This is a genomic window from Nonomuraea rhodomycinica, from assembly GCF_013363995.1.
GTDB classification, from domain to species: domain Bacteria; phylum Actinomycetota; class Actinomycetes; order Streptosporangiales; family Streptosporangiaceae; genus Nonomuraea; species Nonomuraea rhodomycinica.
This window is the reverse complement of sequence record NZ_JABWGO010000001.1, coordinates 945,519-961,808: the sequence shown is the minus strand read 5'-3', so window position 1 is coordinate 961,808 and position 16,290 is coordinate 945,519. Positions and strand designations below refer to the sequence as shown.

Below are 16,290 nucleotides of genomic sequence, written 5' to 3'. Positions count from 1 at the left end.
CCAGGCACCCGCACATCCAGGCACTCACAAACCGGAAGGAGGCGGGAGGCGGGCCCGCGTGGGCGCCGCGTCCCCTCACCCCTCATGTCCACCCGACACCTCTACCTCGCACGCCACGGCGCGGCCGACGCCTTCGGTGAGCTCACCGACATCGGCCGCCGGCAGGCGGGCCTGCTGGGCGAACGGCTCGCCCGCGTACCGGTCGACGCCGTGTGGCACTCCCCGCTGCCACGCGCCGCGGCCAGCGCGCGCGAACTCGCCCGGCACCTGCCGGACGTGCCCGTGGCCGAGGCCGCGGAACTCGTCGACCACGTCCCCTACGTCCCCGGCGCGGCCGAGACGCCCCCGTCCTGGGCCGGCTTCTTCGACGGCTACGACGCCGCCGAGGCGGCCTCGGGCCACCGGCTGGCCGAGGCGCTGGTCGCCCGGTTCGCGAAGGTCCCCGGCGCGACCCCGGCGGGCGACCGGCCCGACAGGCACGAGGTCCTGGTGACGCACGCGTACCCCGTCGCGTGGCTGGTGCGGCACGCGCTGGACGCGCCGCCGTCCCGGTGGCTCGGGCTGAACAGCGGCAACACCGCCCTGACGGTCATCGAGTACCGCGACGGTCTGCCGCCCACGATCGTGATGTTCAACGACATGAGCCACCTCCCGCCGGACCTGCGCTGGACCGGGTTCCCCGCGGGCACCCGGCCGTGAGCCGCCCGTCGCGTCCACCGGCCCCCCGGCCAGGCGGGATCGAGCCCCAACCCAGGAGCCCCACGAGCCCCACGCCCCGGCGAGGAGGGCGACCTGCTCGGCGCGGTGCCGGACGAGCTCGGGGCCGCGGGATGCCCGGAACGCCCCTCCAGCCGGGGGAGAGCCTCGCGGACCTCACCGAGCGGCGCTGCGCCGACCTCGTCCGCCGCGCCACCGGCATCGCCCATCTCGACGTCACGCTGGTGCCGCCCGTGCCGGGCTTCGCCGGCGTCGCGGACGCGCACAACCTGGCGTGGAAGCTCGCCGTCGTCGTCAAGGGCCAGGCGGGTCCGGCGCTGCCGTCCCGCTAGCGGGGGCTCAGCACGCAGAACTCGTTGCCGTCGGGGTCGAGCATCTCCACCCGGCCGCCCCCGGCCCGGCCGTCGCCGACGCGGGTCGCCCCGAGGGAGACCAGACGCTCGACCTCGGCCTGCTGGTCGCCGTTCAGCGGGGGAGCCAGGTCGAAGTGCAGCCGGTTCCTCCCCTTCTTCGGCGCCACGGGCGGGCCACCCCAGGTGATCTTCGGGCCGCCGTGCGGCGAGCGGATCGCGGTCTCCTCGTCCTGGTCCCAGACCAGCGGCCAGCCCAGCGCCGCGCTCCAGAAGTACCCGACCTGCTGCGAGCCGTCGCACGAGAGCGCCCCGATGAACCCGCACTCGGCGAGGAACTTGTTGCCCGCAGGGATGACGCAGAACTCGTTGCCCTCGGGGTCGGCGAGCACCACATGAGGAGCATCCGGGCCCTGCCCGATGTCGAGGTGCCGCGCGCCGAGCTCGAGGGCCCGCGCCACCGTCTCCTGCTGGTCATGGAGATTGCTGGTCAGGTCGAAGTGGATCTGGTTCTGGCCGGTCTTCTCCTCCTGGGTCGGGAGGAACCGGATCGGGAAGCCGGTGTCGTCGTTCGGCAGGAGCACGACGCCGTCGCCGGGGTCGCCGGCCGTCTCCCAGCCGAGGACCCCGGCCCAGAAACGCGCCAGACGGTGTGGGTCGTTCGCGTCGAAGCAGAGCGCGACGAGCTGAGAGGTCATCCCGGATCTCCTATCCGCTGAGTCACCGGCGCGGGCGGGGCCGTCCCGGCGCATGGCGGAAGGAACGCTAACCCACCCCCGGACGGCGTCGTCAACGCATTTTCCGGGCGCCCCGAAGCGCCGCGGCGCCCTGAGGCGCCGGCCTCACGGGCGGGCGGCGAGCGAAATGAGCCGGACGCACCACCTCGGGCCGACTACGCTCCCTTGGAGCGGCATGCGTGGGGGTGGAGGGACGAGTGACGGTCAACGGGGCAGTCAACCACGAGGCGTCGACGGGGACGCCCGCGGCCGGTGAGGCCGTCGGACGGGTGCTCGGCACCCAGGCGGCCTCACCCCTGTCGTTCTGGGTCGGCCTGGAGCCGGGCAAGGTCGTCCAGCTCGACGACGTGGTGGTGACCAGGCGGGAGGTGCCGGGCCACGGTCCGGTGCTGGTGGCGGGCGTGGTGACGACCGTGGAGGCCAGGCACGAGGGCGCGGCGTACGACTCCGACGTCTTCCTGATCGCCGACGGCGCGCTGCCGGCCGCCGTGGTGGAGGTGGCCGAGGTGCGGGTGACGAGGGTGGAACCGGAGGTGTTCGTGCCGCCGCTGCCCGGCTCCAAGGTCTTCCTGGCCGGCGCGGGCGACCGGGACCAGGCGCTCTACTTCGACGTGATGGACCGGCGCATCCCGCTCGGCATGGGCCGCGACGGCCAGCCGCTGTACGTCAACTTCGACTTCCTCGACGGCACCCGGGGCGCCCACGTGTCGATCTCCGGCGTCTCCGGCGTGGCCACCAAGACGTCCTTCGCCACCTTCCTGCTCTACTCCATCTTCCATTCGGGCGTCCTGGAGGGCGAGGCGGCCAACACCAAGGCGCTGATCTTCTCCGTGAAGGGCGAGGACCTGCTGTTCCTCGACCACGACAACGTCCGGCTCGACGAGCAGGCCAGGAGCGTCTACGCCCGGCTGGGGCTGCCCGCCCGGCCGTTCGGCAGCGTCCACGTCTTCGCCCCGCCGCGCCCCGGCGACCCCAACGGCGTGCCGCACGTCTCGGCCCGCACCCACGGGGTCAGCTCGTTCTTCTGGACGCTGGTCGAGTTCTGCGAGGAGGAGCTGCTGCGGTTCGTCTTCGCCGACGCCGACGACGAGCGGGCCGGGTACGCGCTGCTGGTGGGGCAGGTCGCGGCCCGGCTGAAGGCGTGGGCCGAGCCGGTGGGGGAGGGCGGCGCGGTCATGGTGCGGGGCACGACCTGCCGCACGTTCGCCGACCTCGTCGAGATGCTGTCCGACCAGCTGCAGGACGAGGCCAGCCGTATCGACTGGACCGGCGCGCAGACCCCGCTCGGCACCGTCAACGCCTTCCTGCGCCGGCTGCGCAGCGCCGTGCGGCCGCTGTCCCCGATCGTCCGGGGCGACCTGCCGTTCTACCGCAACCACGTGATCCGCACCTCCGACGCGCAGGTCTCCATCGTGGACCTGCACAACCTGCCGGAGCGGGCGCAGCGGTTCGTGGTGGGCGTGGTGCTGCGCGGCGAGTTCCACCGCAAGGAGTCCTCCGGCACGGCCCGGCCGCTGCTGTTCGTGGTGCTGGACGAGCTCAACAAGTACGCCCCGCGCGAGGGCGACTCGCCGATCAAGGAGATCCTGCTGGACGTGGCCGAGCGCGGCCGTTCGCTCGGCGTCATCCTCATCGGCGCCCAGCAGACCGCCTCCGAGGTGGAGCGGCGCGTCGTCTCCAACAGCGCCGTACGCGTCGCGGGCCGCCTGGACCCGGCCGAGTCCGCCCGCTCCGAGTACGGCTGGCTGCCCCCGGCCGTCAGGGAACGCGCCACGATCGCCAAGCCGGGCACCATGTTCGTCGCCCAGCCGGAGATCCCCGTGCCGCTGGCCGTGGCCTTCCCGTTCCCCGCGTGGGCGACGCGGCCCGCCGAGGCCGCGACCCCGCCGGCGAAGGCCGCCGCCGACCCGTTCCAGGGCCTGCCCGGCGTCGAGGACGACATCCCGCCCTTCTGACCGGCCCGGCCCCCTCCCTCTCCGACCCGCGCTCTCTGACCCGCCCTCTCTGACCCCAGGTGGTTTCGTGAAGATCCTGCACACCGCGGACTGGCACGTGGGCAAGGTGCTCAAGGGCCGTCCTCGCGTCGACGAGCACCGGGAGGTGCTGCGCGAGCTGGTCGCCGCCGCCCGCGCCCACGACGTGGACGCCGTCATCGTCGCCGGCGACCTCTTCGACACCTCGGCGCCCACCCCCGAGGCGCAGTCGCTCGTGCTCAACGCGCTCATGGCGCTGCGCGGCGACGGGCGCGACGTGGTGGTGCTGGCGGGCAACCACGACAACCCGCAGCTCCTGGAGGTCTACCGGCCGGTGCTCGGCAAGCTCGGCCTGCACGTGCTCGGCTCGTTCCGCCGTCCCGACCAGGGCGGCACGCTGGCCTTCACCGCGCGATCGGGCGAGCCGGTGCGGCTCGGCGTGCTGCCGTTCCTGTCGCACCGGTACGTCGTGCGCGCCGCCGAGGTCCTCGGCGGGACGGCCGCCGAGCACAACCGCGACTACGCCGCCCGCATCGGCGAGCTGATCGGCGCGCTCACCGCGGGCTTCCACAACGACACCGTCAACCTGGTCACCACCCACGGCACCCTGCCCGGCGGGGCGTTCGGCGGCGGCGAGCGGGAAGCCCAGTCGATCTTCTCGTACTACTTCGAGCCGACCGCCTTCCCGCCCGCCACCCAGTACGCCGCCCTCGGCCACCTGCACCGCCGCCAGCAGATCCCCGGCCCCTGCCCGATCTGGTACAGCGGCTCGCCCCTCGCCGTCGACTTCGGCGAGGAGGGCAACACCCCCGGCGCGCTGCTGGTGGAGGTCTCGCCGGGGCGGCCCGCCGTGGTGCGGGAGCTGACGTTCGCCTCGGCCCGCAGGCTGCGGACGGTACGCGGCACGCTGGAGGAGCTGGAGGGCATCGACCCGGGCGACGACTGGCTCAAGGTCATCGTCGAGGAGAAGCCCCGCGTGGGCCTGGCCGACGACGTGCGCGAGCTGCTGTCGGGGGCCGTGGACGTCCGGCTGGACGAGCGGTTCCGGCCGGTGCCCGCGACGCGGCGGGCCAGCTCGGCCGGCCGCAGCCCGCGCGAGCTGTTCCGCGACTACCTGGCCGCCACCGGCCGCGAGGACGAGCAGGTGGCGGCGCTGTTCGACCGGCTCTACGACGAGGTGAGCGGCTGATGCGCCCCCTTCTGCTGCACCTGGACCACTTCGGCAGCTTCCGCGAGCCGGTGAGCGTGGACTTCTCCGACACCGAGTACTTCGCGCTCGTCGGCCCGACCGGCGCGGGCAAGAGCACCATCATCGACGCGATCTGCTTCGCCCTGTACGGCACCGTGCCGCGCTGGGGCCGGGAGGGCGCCGTCGCCCACGCCCTGGCGCCGTCCGTCACGGCCGGCAAGGTGGCGATGGTGTTCGACAGCGACGGACGGCGTTACGGCGTGGTCCGCGCGATGGTGCGCGACGCCAAGGGCGCGGTGCGCACCAAGGAGGCCAGGCTCGACGAGCTGGACCCGGCCGCCCCGCTCCCCGAGGCGTTCGAGGCGGTGGTCAGGCCGCTCGCCGAGGGCGAGAACGTCACCGCCGAGGCCCAGCGGGTGACCGGGCTGGAGTACCGCTTCTTCACCCAGTGCGTGGTCCTGCCGCAGGGCCGCTTCGCCGAGTTCCTGCACGCCGCGCCCCGCGAACGGCAGGACCTGCTGGTGCAGCTGCTCGACGCCGACGTCTACGAGCGGATCCGGCAGCGGGCGGCCCGCGAGGAGGAGAGCGCCAAGCAGGACGCCTCCTTCGCCCGCGACCAGCTCACCAAGCTGTCCGGGGCGACGGCCGAGGCCGAGCGGGAGCTGACCGAGCGGCTGGCGGCGCTGCGACGGCTGGCCGGCACCATGGGCGCCGACCTGGACCTGCTGCGCGCCCGGGAGTCCGACATCCGCCTCGCCGAGCAGGAGCGGGCGGCCGTGGCCGAACGGCAGGCCGTCCTGTCCGAGCCGCGCATGCCCGCCGCGGTCCCGACCCTGGCCTCGGCCCGGCGCGCCGCTGCGGAGTCCGTCGAGACGCTGACCGCCGACGTGGCCCGGCTGGAGGCCGACGAGCACGAGGCGTACGAGGCGCTGGCCGCGCTGGGCGACCGCGGCGCTCCCCGGGCGGCGCTGGCCGCGCTGGACGCCCGCGAACGCCTCGCGGCCGGCGCCGCGCGGGCCCGCGCCGCCGCCACGTCGGCCGCCGCGTCCCTGGAGGCCGCGGCCGGCGAGCAGGTCGCGGCCGAACAGGCGCTCGCCGTGGCCGAGGACCGGCGCGAACGCCTGCGCGACGCGCACGCCGCCGCCCACCTGGTCAACCGGCTGGAAGTGGGGCTGCCGTGCCCGGTCTGCCGTCACCCGGTCGCCGAGCTGCCCCGCCACGAGCCGCCCGCCGACATCCGCGCCGCCGACCGCGCCCTGGCCGGCGCCCGCGAACGGGCCCAGCGCGCCAGAGCCGCCTGCGCCAAGGCGGAGACGTCGGCGTCGATGCACGCCACGGAGGCGACCCGGCTGGAGGCGGAGTTGGCCGCGCTGCCCGCCCCCGGCGACCGGGCCGAGCTCGAAGCGCGGCTCGCCGCCGTCGCCAAGGCCGACGAGCTGGCCGCCCAGGCGCGTGACGCCGTACGCGCCGCCCGGGGCCGGCTGGACCGGGCCCGCGCCGAGGCCGACAAGGTCGCCCGTCAGGCGGAGTCGGCCTGGCGCACGCTGGAGGCCGCCCGCGACCGGCTGCTCGTCGCCGGCGCCCAGGACGACCCGCCGCCGCCCCTCGCCCGTGAGGACCTGCACCGGGCCTGGAGCGAGCTGCTGGCCTGGCGCGACCGGGCCGCGCAGGCCGCCCGCGCCGCGCTGGCCGAGCGTGAGGAGCGGCTGGCCCAGGCCCGCGCCCGGCTGGCCGCCGACCGCGGCAGGCTGGCCGAGCGCCTGGCCGAGCACGGCGTCCACGCCCCGCGCGACGCCTCCCCGGACCAGTTCGGCGCCGAGGTCGCCGCGGCCGTCGCCCGCGCCGACAGCGCGCTCGACCGCCTCAAGGAGGAGCGCCGGCGCGCCGCCGACCTGGAGAACCGGATCACGATGAAGGAGCACGAGGCCAAGGTCGCCCACGAGCTGGCGCTGCGCCTGCGCGCCAACGCCTTCGAACGCTGGCTGTGCGCCGAGGCCCTCGAGGTGCTCGTCGCCTCGGCCTCCGACACGCTGCGCGAGCTGTCCGACGGCCAGTACGAGCTGGCGCTCGCCGACAAGACCGGCGACATCGAGGTCATCGACTACGGCGAGGCCGGCATGCGGCGCAGCGCCCGCACACTGTCCGGCGGCGAGACCTTCCAGGCCGCGCTCGCCCTGGCGCTGGCGCTGTCCGGCGCGGTCGCCAGGCGGCTGGACTCGATCTTCCTCGACGAGGGCTTCGGCACGCTCGACCCGGCCACCCTCGACACGGTCGCCACGACCCTCGAACGCCTCGCCGCCGGCCAGGAACGCATGATCGGCGTCGTCACCCACGTGCCCGCGCTGGCCGAGCGGGTGCCCGTGCGCTTCGAGGTCAGGCGCGACGGGAAGGGCTCCCACGTCCGGAAGGCCGGGATCGCATGACAGGCTTCACCGTCGACCCGTGGGATCCCGGCTACGCCGCCGCCCTGGCTGTCGAGAACCTCTCCGAGATGGGCGCCACCAGCGCCGAGCTGGTCCTCGACGTCGAGCGGCCGGCCGCCGACTGGAAACCCGTCACGCCCGGCGCGGACGCGTCCGCCCCCGAGACGCTGCTCGTCGCCGACGGCGTGCGCAGGATCGACGCCCGCGTCTGGGTGCACGACCCGGACACGCCCATGCCCGTGCCCGGCATCGCCGCCTCCTATGCGGCCGGGATCGTCCGTTGCGGGCCGGACGGCGCCGACCTGGCGGCGATCGAGGTCAACCGGTCGCTGATCTCCGCCTCGCCGCACGCGCCCGAGGTGAAGACCACCCACGCCGTCTACCAGCCGACCAAGGCCGCCGACGCGAGCTTCGAGGAGCTGTCGCTGGCGCTGCAGCGGCAGGTCACCCAGCTGGAGGTGGACCTGGCGGTGCGGCACCGCGCGCGGGGCGACGACCTGCTGCTGGTGGACGGGCCGCTGCGGGGCCGCACGCATCTGCCGCGCACCGTCGGCTACATCAAGACCCACCACACCGCCTATCTGCCGCCGCCGCAGTCGGCCGTGGTGGCCGCGCTCACGCCCGGCCAGCGCACGCCGGTGTTCCTCATGGGCACGAGCTGGCGGCGGCACTCCTGGTACGTGCGGCTCCCCGTCCAGTCGCCCGCGCCGTGGGCGGGTGTGGCGCGCTGCGAGGCCAGCGCGGACCTGGACCCGGCCCAGGCGGTACGGCTCGCCGACGAGGTCACCCTGGCCCTGCCTCCGCTGGCCGGCGTGGACTACAAGGACCCGCGCGCCCCGCAGAACCTCGTCCCGATCGGGGGACTGGAGAAGCTGCTGCGCCACCACCTGGGCGACGCCCGCCTGCTCTACCGCGCGCTCCGCACGGCCGCCGCCGCCGGATGAGGGCCCGCCGCCCACCGCTCGCGCGGGCCGCCCGAGCCGTTCACGGCTCCTCGGGCGGGCCGTCCGGGCCGCCGAGCGACCGGGCGGCGGCGGCCAGGCGGGCGGAGAGGACGAGGAGGCGGCCGGCCAGCTCGGGCGGCTCGTGCACGTCGAAGTCGACGTCCATCAGCGCCACCCAGACGGCGAGCTCGTCGAGGTCGTTCGCGCCGCTGGTCAGCGTGCAGGACCGCGCGTCGATCGGCTCGATCGCGGCGACGGTGGCCGGCATGCGCCGGGCGACGACCTCGGCCGGGGCGTGCATGGTGAAGCGGCCCCGGTACCGGTAGGGCGCGCTGGAGATCGACCGGGACAGGTAGGCCGCCACGTCGGGGTCGGGAGGGTCGCGGGGCACGAAGCGGGGGCCGTTCGGCGTCCGCAGGCTCAGGCGGTCGACCCGGTAGGTGCGCCAGCCGGCCCGGCCGGTGTCCCAGCCCAGCAGGTACCAGTGCCGCCCCGAATGGACCAGCCGGTACGGCTCGGCGGCGCGCGGACCCTCCCGCCCCTCGTGCGTGCGGTAGTCGAAGCGCAGGGTCTCGTGGTCGCGGCAGGCGGAGGCGATCGCGGTCAGGCACGCCGGGTCCACCGCCGAACCCGCCCCGCCCATCGGCACGGTCATCGACCGCAGCGCGTGCACGCGACGCCTGAGCCGTGACGGCAGCACCCGCTCCAGCTTGGCCAGCGCCCGTACGGACGTCTCCTCGATGCCCGTCACCGAGCCGCCGGCCGCCGTCCGCAGCCCCACCGCGACCGCGACCGCCTCGTCGTCGTCCAGCAGGAGCGGCGGCAGGTCCGTGCCGGCGCCGAGCCGGTAGCCGGGCGCGCCCGCGGTGGCGTGCACGGGATAGCCGAGCTCGCGCAGCCGGCCGACGTCACGGCGGACGGTCCGCGTGGTCACGCCGAGCCGTTCCGCCAGTTCCGCGCCGGACCACTGCCGGTGGGTCTGCAGGAGCGAGAGGAGCCTGAGCAGCCGGGCCGATGTCTCCAACACATCCTCCAGACTGCCCTACCGCTAGGACCGGCCCTGTCCTAGCCGGTCCCTAGCGTGTCTCCCATGACGTTCACCCCGCAGATCCGGCCGTTCCGCATCGACATCCCGCAGTCCGAGCTCGACGACCTGCGCGACCGGCTGGCCCGCACCCGCTGGCCCGACGAGCTGCCCGGCGTCGGCTGGTCGTACGGCATCCCCGTCTCGTACGTGCGGCGGCTGGCGGAGTACTGGCGCACCGGATACGACTGGCGGGAGCACGAGGCGGCGCTCAACGCCTACCCGCAGTTCACCACCGAGATCGACGGCCAGGACATCCACTTCCTGCACGTGCGCTCGCCCGAGCCGGACGCGCTGCCGCTGATCCTCACCCACGGCTGGCCCGGCTCGATCGCCGAGTTCATGAAGGTCATCGGCCCGCTCACCGACCCCCGCGCCCACGGCGGCGACCCCGCCGACGCCTTCCACGTCGTCGCCCCGTCCATCCCCGGCTTCGGCTTCTCCGGCCCCACCCGCGAGGCCGGCTGGGACCTGGGCCGGGTCGCCCGCGCGTGGGCGGAGCTGATGAGCCGCCTCGGCTACGAGCGCTACGGCGCCCAGGGCGGCGACAGCGGCTCGGTCATCTCGCCCGAACTCGGCCGCGTCGCCCCCGACCGGGTGGCGGGCGTGCACGTCAACGGCGCGCTCGGCTTCCCGGCCTTCGACCCGGCCGAGACGGAGGGCCTCAGCGAGGCCGAGCGGGCCCGCCTGCGCGTCTACGCCGACCACGACCGCTCCGGCTACGCGGTGATCCAGGCCACCCGGCCGCAGACCGTCGCCTTCGGCCTGCACGACTCGCCCGCCGCCCAGCTCGCGTGGATCGCGGAGAAGTTCAAGGAGTGGACCGACCCGGCCCACGACCTGCCCGAGGACGCGGTCGACCGGGACCAGCTGCTCACCGACGTGTCGATCTACTGGCTGACCCGCACCGCCGCCTCGTCCGCCCGGCTCTACAAGGAGGGCTCGGCGCAGTGGGGCAAGCCGGTCGAGCGCTCCGAGGTGCCGCACGGGGTCGCGGTCTTCCCCGGCGACGGCGGGGTCCGGCGGGTGGCCGAGCGCGAGCACAACGTGATCCACTGGTCGGAGTTCGACCGGGGCGGCCACTTCGCCGCCATGGAGGCCCCCGACCTGCTGGTCGGCGATGTCCGGGCCTTCTTCCGCAAGGTCCGCTGACCACGGGCTCGCGGGCGGCCGGTCACGACGGGACCCTGACGGTGCCGGGGCGTCCCGGAGGGCTCGGGGGCGGTGTGAAAGGATCTGTCCGCGATGGGTCCGTTCTCGGTGATGAGGTGGGTGCGCGCGGCCGGCTTCGCCGCCACGTGCGCCGTCCTCGCCACGCTCGGGCACCTCGCCGGTGGCGGCTCCTTCGACCCGAAGGCGGCGCTGGGCGGCGTGCTGCTGCTCATGGTCCCCGCGCTGGCGTTGACGGGCCGGGAGCGGGTGCTGGGCGAGATCGTGCCCGCGACCGCCCTGTCGCAGGTCGTCCTGCACGCCCTGCTCGGCCAGGGTGCCGCCGAGCACCCGATGCCCGCCCTGCCGGACATGGCGCACCTGCACCACCAGCCGCAGCCGATGTCCATGAGCACCGGGATGCTGGTCATGCACGCGCTCGGCGTGCTGGTGACCTCCGCCTGGCTGCGGTGGGCGGAGGCGGGCCTGTGCGCCCTGGTCCGGCAGCTGGCCGGCTGGGTGCTGCGCCCCCTGCTGGCCCTGCTGCTCCTGGCGGCCGGATGGGCGCACCCGCGGCCGGAGCCCGTCGCGTACGCGCGCGAGGACGAGACCGCCCGCGTCCGGCTGTTCCTCAGGCACGCGCTCGTCCGGCGCGGACCGCCCGGCCGCCGGACGGGACCCGCGGCGGTCGCGTGACGACCGGGTGACCACGGGCCGGCCCTCCGGCCCCTCCCAGACGTGCCTCCGGGGCGCGGCGCCATCGCCGCACGCCCGGGAACCGGCCGTCTCCCTCGGCATGCGCTGATCGCCTTTCTCGGCATGCGCTGACCGCCTGTCTCATCGCTGCTCGCCGCGGTCCCCTCCCACGACAAGCCGGGCGTCGCCGCGCCGGTCACCTCCGTGGCCGGCGCCGCGACGCGTACCTCCGAACCGTGGAGAGCACGAGAACCGATGAGACCTACCCGTTCGCCTCGCCTCGTGGCCGCCGCGCTGAGCGCGCTCGCGGTCCTGGCCGCCGCCGGCTGCGGCGCCGCCCCCGAGGCGTCCTCCGCCGGCGCGGCGCAGAGCGCCGCCTCCGGCGGCCGGACGAGCTACCCCCTGACCTTCGACAACTGCGGGACGAAGGTCACCTTCCACCGGCCGCCCCGGCGGGTGCTGATCCTCAACGGGACCAGCGTGGGAGAGGTGGAGAGCTTCATCCTGCTCGGCCTGGACAAGAGCGTCCTGGCCAACGCCCAGAGCTACGGCGTCTCCGACGACCCGTCGATGGTCGCCAGGATCAGGGCGCTGCCGACCGGCGGCCTGACCATGAACAAGAACTTCGACGTCCCCGCCGAGCAGGTGCTCAAGCTCAAGCCGGATCTGGTGGTGTCCACCTGGTCCGGCGGGTTCGACGCCAAGAAGGGCTTCGCCACCCGCGAGCAGCTCGCCGCGGCGGGCATCACCTCCCTCGTCAACCCGGTCAACTGCGCGATGGGCAAGCCGGAGGCGACCCCGGAGGAGCGGCGCGCCTACCGCAACCAGTCGATCAACTCCTCGCTGGAGTTCATCGGCCTGCTCGGGCGGGTGTTCGACGTGCAGGAGCGCGCGCTGGGCCTGATCGGCGAGCTGCGCGCCCGCGTCCAGGCCGTACGGGCCCGGGTGGCCGACCGGCCCGCCAGGAAGGTGCTCGTCGCCTATCCCGGCATGGCCATGATGAACGCCAACGGGCTGCCCGCCGTCATGACCGGCGGCATCTACGACGACGTCATCAGGGCCGCCGGCGGCGTCAACGCGTTCGCCGGCCAGACCGCCGACATGACCCGCACCCTCAACAAGGAGCAGCTCGCCACCGCCCAGGTCGACGTGCTCGTGGTGGGGCTGTTCACCCCCGAGGAGGACGCCGAGCGGGAGGCGGCCAAGCTGTTCGCCGCCTACCCGCACTGGGCCGCGTCGAGGTCCAGGACGTACACGGCGGTCTCCGACGGCGTGTACCTCGGCCCGCTCAACGCCTGGGCCGTGGAGAAGATCTCCAAGGTGGTGCACCCCGGTGACTGACACGCTGACCCGCGTCCAGGTCCGAGCCGCCCCGCCGCGGCGCCCGCACCCCGTCTCCGGCCCCGCGACCGGCCTGCTGCTGGCGGCCCTGGCCGCCGGGCTGGTCACGGCGCTGGTCGCCGGCATCTCCGCCGGCTCCGTCACCCTGCCCCTCGGCCAGGTCTGGGGGGTCGTCCTGGCCCACCTGAGCGGGCGGGGCGCGCAGGCGGACCCGCTGCTCAGCCAGGTCGTCTGGGACATCCGCACCCCCCGGGCGCTGCTGGCGGCGCTCGCCGGGGCCGGCCTGTCGGTGGCCGGGGTCGCGTTGCAGGCCCTGGTGCGCAACCCGCTGGCCGACCCGTACGTGCTGGGCGTGTCCTCGGCGGCCTCGCTCGGGGCGGTGCTGGTGCCCGCGCTGGGCGGCACCGCCCTGGCCGGGCTGACCGGCGCGCTCGGCGTCACCGGCGCCGCCTTCGCCGCCGCCATGCTGTCGGCGCTGCTGGTGTACGTCCTGGCCCAGCGTTCGGGACGGCTGCTGGACTCGTGGCTGGTGCTGACCGGGGTCGCCATCGGCTACCTGTGCACGGCGGCCACCACGTTCGTGCAGCTCCAGCTCAACCCGACCGAGCTGCAGGGCATGATGTTCTGGCTCATGGGCAGCGTCGCCGGCGCGTCCTGGACCGACCTCGGCGTGCCCGCGCTGCTCGTCGGCTCGTGCCTGGCCTGGCTGTGGCTGCAGGCCCGCTCCCTCAACGCGCTGCTGGCCGGCGAGGAGGCGGCCATCGCCATCGGGGTGCCGGTGGCGACCCTGCGGATCGGGCTGCTGGTGGCCGGGTCGCTGCTGACGTCCACGGTGGTGAGCGTCGTCGGCGGCATCGGTTTCATCGGGTTGATGGTCCCGCACATGGTCCGGTTCGTGGTCGGCGCCGACCACCGCCGGGTGCTGCCCGTGTCGCTGCTGACGGGGGCGCTGTTCCTGGTGCTGGTGGACCTGGCGGCGCGGGTCGCCGACCGGCCCGACGAGCTGCCGGTGGGGATCTTCACCACGGGGCTCGGCGTGCCGTTCTTCCTGTGGCTGCTGCGCCGCCGGGCGCGTGGAGGCTCCGATGCGGCTTGACCTCACGGGCGTCAGCGCCCACATCGACGCCCGGCCCATCGTGGACGGGGTCGACCTCACCGCCGGTCCGGGCGAGTTCGTCGCGCTGGTCGGCCCGAACGGCAGCGGCAAGTCCACGCTGCTGCGAACCGTCTACCGGTCGCTGCGGCCGTCCGGCGGCGTGGTCCGGCTCGACGGGCAGGACCTGTGGCGGATGCGGCCCCGCCAGGCCGCCCGCCACCGCGCCGTGCTCCCGCAGCACAGCCAGGTCGCCGAGGGGCTGTCGGTCGCGGAGGTCGTCGCGACCGGCCGCCACAGCCGCAAACGGCCGCTCGAACGGGACAACGACACCGACCGGGCGGTGGTCCTCACCGCTCTGCGGCGGGTCGGCATGGAGGGGACGGCCGACCGCCTGCTGACCGCCCTGTCGGGCGGCGAGCGGCAACGCGTGCTGCTGGCCCGCGCGCTGGCGCAGGAGGCCCCGCTCCTGGTGCTGGACGAACCCACCAACCACCTGGACGTGGGATCGCAGCTCCTCCTGCTGGACCTCATCCGCTCCCTCGGCCTGACCCTGCTGGCCGCGCTGCACGACCTCGACCAGGCCGCCGCCTACGCCGACCGGGTCGTCGTCCTGCGCGACGGCAGGGTCGCCGGGCACGGGCCGCCCCTGGAGGTGCTGACCCCGGCCTTCATCGAGGAGGTCTTCGGGGTCCGCGCCCACGTCGGCCCGCACCCGATCACCGGCCGCCCGCACATCGCCGTGGCCTCGGTCATCGGGACGTGAGCGGCGGCACCGCGGCCACACCGCCGCCACACCGCCGCTCCGTAGATTCGGATCCGCCAAGCGATCCGAGCGAACGGAGAACGACGCATGCCGACCCAGAACGTGGAGATCCCGCAGTTCACGCTGGCCGACAAGAGCGCGCCCAGCGTGACGACCGACGCCCCGCACGAGCGGGCCTGGCAGCCGGAATTCCTCTCCCCGCGCGGCGAGTGACGCGCTGACCGGGTGACGGAGTGACCGCCGGCCGGCGGCGGACGGTCCGCCGCCGGCCTCCCCCCTGGCTGAACCGAGGAGACGCCACGTGACCGCCGTACCTCCCGACGACCTGATCTCCCGCATCGACCTGGCCCTCGGCTCGGACCCCAGGTTCGCCGACGCCCCGGCCATCGAGGCCAGGAACCTGGCACGGTACCGGCTGGGCCTGCGGATCCTCGCCCGGCACCACCCGGGCGCCGCCGACCGGCTGGAGCTGCTGAGCCGGGCCGGGGACGACGAGCTGCGCCCCGTCATGTACGACCCGGTGCTGCGCAACGCGTTCGAGAACGACATGGTCGCGCTGGAGACCGGCAAGGGCCCGTCCGACGCGCTGGCCGGCTACCTCGTGAGCGGCGCGGCCGACCCGTCCGGCGGCGCGCTCGACGGCCTGGGGCCGTGCGAGCGCCTGTCCCGCCCGCACGTACGGCCGTGGCCCCGGCACTCCGGCTCGTGGGTGTGGACCGACCTCGACGGCGCCGCCCGCCCGCAGCAGGCGCTCACCGCCCGTCTGGAGGAACTGCTCGCCGGGACGCTCTCCAAGGACGGCTCGGACAACCGGGTCGTCCCGGACGCCGCGCTGCTGGCGGCCCTCAGCCGGGGTGCCGGCCTGCTCACCGAGCTGCTGCCCAGCGCGGGCACGGGCGTGCTGCCGCACGTCTCGCTCATCGGGTTCGCCCGCTACGACGACGGCGACGAGACCCTGAACTCGGTCTCCGGCGGCGACCCGCTCCCGTCGGCGCTCTTCCTGGCGCCGGCCCGGCTGGACGACCCCTGGACGGCCGCCGAGACGCTCTTCCACGAGGGCCTGCATCTGAAGCTGTTCGACGTCCTGCGCACCGGCTCCATGGTGGCGGACCCGGACCGGCTCGTCCCGATCCCGTGGCGGACGCGCTCGTGGACGCTGACGCGCGTGCTGTTCGCCATGCACGTCTACGCCCACCTGCTGCTGTTCCGCGCCGCCGCCGCCGAGGCCGGCCCCGGCCTGCGGGCAAAGTACGGGCCACCGCCCGCGACGGAGGACGTCGACCAGGCCACGCCGGGCAGCGAGGCGGCGGCGCGCGGCGGCTACACGACCAGCCTGGAGCGGGTGACGTACCTGGCGCGCCAGGCGGCCGAGGTGCACGGCGACATGCTGACCGCCGAGGGGCGGGACTTCATCGGCTGGCTCATCGGCGCCGTGACGCCGCTCGCGCCCGGCATCCTCTCCGAGGGCGGCCCCGTGGCGGGCCCGCCCGCCGCCGTCCCGGCCGTCGAGCCGCCGGCGCCGCTGGAGCCGCGCGGCTACCGGCAGGCGCGCCCCGTCCACGTGTGCCCGATCCCCGAGCAGCGCCGGCTCGTGGCCGTCTCGCCCGGCACGCCCAGGTTCCGCTGGCTGAACGACCACGCCTGGCTGATCTACGCCCTGTGCGACGGCCGGGACCTGGCGGCGCTGCGCGAGGGTTACCTGCGGGCCGCCGGGCAGGGCGCGGAGGACGGGCTGCGGCACGGGGTGGCCGGCCTGCTGTCGGCCGGCCTCATCGAACCCGTCGGCGCGTGAGCCGGCCCGCTGAGGCAAGCTCCCGAGCCGGGGGCT

The 16,290-nt window shown here is 75.1% G+C and carries 15 protein-coding genes; 13 read left to right on the top strand and 2 right to left on the bottom strand.

The features are described 5' to 3' along the window. The first annotated feature begins 84 nt into the window (after nucleotides 1-84). Nucleotides 85-699, top strand: a complete 615-nt coding sequence (locus HT134_RS04515; protein ID WP_175598948.1) for a histidine phosphatase family protein — start codon at nucleotides 85-87, stop codon at nucleotides 697-699. A 131-nt stretch (nucleotides 700-830) separates the two neighbouring features. Next, a complete protein-coding gene (locus HT134_RS04510) occupies nucleotides 831-1,049 on the top strand; it encodes an FAD-dependent monooxygenase (RefSeq protein WP_175598947.1) in 219 nt (72 codons plus the stop codon). Here the strand turns inward: HT134_RS04510 and HT134_RS04505 are convergent. Continuing rightward, a complete protein-coding gene (locus HT134_RS04505) occupies nucleotides 1,046-1,765 on the bottom strand; it encodes a VOC family protein (protein ID WP_175598946.1) in 720 nt (239 codons plus the stop codon). The genes HT134_RS04510 and HT134_RS04505 overlap by 4 nt on opposite strands. A gap of 236 nt (nucleotides 1,766-2,001) precedes the next feature. Between HT134_RS04505 and HT134_RS04500 the strand changes: the two genes are divergently transcribed. From HT134_RS04500 to HT134_RS04485, 4 genes are all read left to right on the top strand, one after another. Continuing rightward, nucleotides 2,002-3,759 carry an ATP-binding protein gene (locus tag HT134_RS04500; protein WP_175598945.1) on the top strand — a complete coding sequence of 586 codons (1,758 nt, stop codon included), beginning with the start codon at nucleotides 2,002-2,004 and terminating at the stop codon, nucleotides 3,757-3,759. A 67-nt stretch (nucleotides 3,760-3,826) separates the two neighbouring features. Beyond that, on the top strand, nucleotides 3,827-4,966 hold the full coding sequence (locus HT134_RS04495) for an exonuclease SbcCD subunit D (protein WP_175598944.1): 1,140 nt from the start codon (nucleotides 3,827-3,829) through the stop codon (nucleotides 4,964-4,966). Further along, entirely contained in the window at nucleotides 4,966-7,389 is a 2,424-nt protein-coding gene (locus tag HT134_RS04490; RefSeq protein WP_175598943.1) for an AAA family ATPase, read from the top strand. The genes HT134_RS04495 and HT134_RS04490 overlap by 1 nt, the downstream gene beginning before the upstream one ends. Next, on the top strand, nucleotides 7,386-8,333 hold the full coding sequence (locus HT134_RS04485; protein WP_175598942.1) for a hypothetical protein: 948 nt from the start codon (nucleotides 7,386-7,388) through the stop codon (nucleotides 8,331-8,333). The genes HT134_RS04490 and HT134_RS04485 overlap by 4 nt, the downstream gene beginning before the upstream one ends. Before the next feature lie 40 nt (nucleotides 8,334-8,373). On the opposite strand, the gene HT134_RS04480 is transcribed toward HT134_RS04485, so the two are convergent. Further along, a complete protein-coding gene (locus HT134_RS04480) occupies nucleotides 8,374-9,360 on the bottom strand; it encodes a helix-turn-helix transcriptional regulator (protein WP_175598941.1) in 987 nt (328 codons plus the stop codon). 63 nt (nucleotides 9,361-9,423) lie between these two features. Between HT134_RS04480 and HT134_RS04475 the strand changes: the two genes are divergently transcribed. The 7 genes from HT134_RS04475 to HT134_RS04450 all read left to right on the top strand — a co-directional run bounded on the left by HT134_RS04475 (nucleotide 9,424) and on the right by HT134_RS04450 (nucleotide 16,254). Beyond that, the gene (locus HT134_RS04475) at nucleotides 9,424-10,569 is read left to right on the top strand and encodes an epoxide hydrolase family protein (RefSeq protein WP_175598940.1); all 1,146 of its coding nucleotides are present in this window, start codon (nucleotides 9,424-9,426) and stop codon (nucleotides 10,567-10,569) included. Nucleotides 10,570-10,662: 93 nt separating this feature from the next. Next, a complete protein-coding gene (locus tag HT134_RS04470) occupies nucleotides 10,663-11,262 on the top strand; it encodes a hypothetical protein (RefSeq protein ID WP_175598939.1) in 600 nt (199 codons plus the stop codon). A gap of 255 nt (nucleotides 11,263-11,517) precedes the next feature. Beyond that, complete coding sequence (locus HT134_RS04465) at nucleotides 11,518-12,603, top strand: ABC transporter substrate-binding protein (protein ID WP_175598938.1); 1,086 nt, start codon at nucleotides 11,518-11,520, stop codon at nucleotides 12,601-12,603. Further along, complete coding sequence (locus tag HT134_RS04460) at nucleotides 12,596-13,699, top strand: FecCD family ABC transporter permease (RefSeq protein WP_217707174.1); 1,104 nt, start codon at nucleotides 12,596-12,598, stop codon at nucleotides 13,697-13,699. Before HT134_RS04465 ends, HT134_RS04460 begins: the two co-directional genes overlap by 8 nt. Beyond that, entirely contained in the window at nucleotides 13,689-14,462 is a 774-nt protein-coding gene (locus tag HT134_RS04455) for an ABC transporter ATP-binding protein (protein WP_175598937.1), read from the top strand. The genes HT134_RS04460 and HT134_RS04455 overlap by 11 nt, the downstream gene beginning before the upstream one ends. A gap of 87 nt (nucleotides 14,463-14,549) precedes the next feature. Beyond that, nucleotides 14,550-14,675 (top strand): hypothetical protein, encoded by a 126-nt coding sequence (locus tag HT134_RS46720; RefSeq protein ID WP_281387369.1) that lies wholly within the window; start codon nucleotides 14,550-14,552, stop codon nucleotides 14,673-14,675. 88 nt (nucleotides 14,676-14,763) lie between these two features. Then, nucleotides 14,764-16,254, top strand: a complete 1,491-nt coding sequence (locus HT134_RS04450) for an aKG-HExxH-type peptide beta-hydroxylase (RefSeq protein WP_175598936.1) — start codon at nucleotides 14,764-14,766, stop codon at nucleotides 16,252-16,254. Nucleotides 16,255-16,290 lie beyond the last annotated feature (36 nt).

Coding starts and splice junctions, on each gene's coding strand:
- HT134_RS04515 (WP_175598948.1), top strand. CDS start 85: ATGTCCACCCGACACCTCTACCTCGCACGCCACGGCGCGGCCGACGCC.
- HT134_RS04510 (WP_175598947.1), top strand. CDS start 831: ATGCCCGGAACGCCCCTCCAGCCGGGGGAGAGCCTCGCGGACCTCACC.
- HT134_RS04505 (WP_175598946.1), bottom strand. CDS start 1,765: ATGACCTCTCAGCTCGTCGCGCTCTGCTTCGACGCGAACGACCCACAC.
- HT134_RS04490 (WP_175598943.1), top strand. CDS start 4,966: ATGCGCCCCCTTCTGCTGCACCTGGACCACTTCGGCAGCTTCCGCGAG.
- HT134_RS04485 (WP_175598942.1), top strand. CDS start 7,386: ATGACAGGCTTCACCGTCGACCCGTGGGATCCCGGCTACGCCGCCGCC.
- HT134_RS04475 (WP_175598940.1), top strand. CDS start 9,424: ATGACGTTCACCCCGCAGATCCGGCCGTTCCGCATCGACATCCCGCAG.
- HT134_RS04470 (WP_175598939.1), top strand. CDS start 10,663: ATGGGTCCGTTCTCGGTGATGAGGTGGGTGCGCGCGGCCGGCTTCGCC.
- HT134_RS04465 (WP_175598938.1), top strand. CDS start 11,518: ATGAGACCTACCCGTTCGCCTCGCCTCGTGGCCGCCGCGCTGAGCGCG.
- HT134_RS04455 (WP_175598937.1), top strand. CDS start 13,689: ATGCGGCTTGACCTCACGGGCGTCAGCGCCCACATCGACGCCCGGCCC.
- HT134_RS46720 (WP_281387369.1), top strand. CDS start 14,550: ATGCCGACCCAGAACGTGGAGATCCCGCAGTTCACGCTGGCCGACAAG.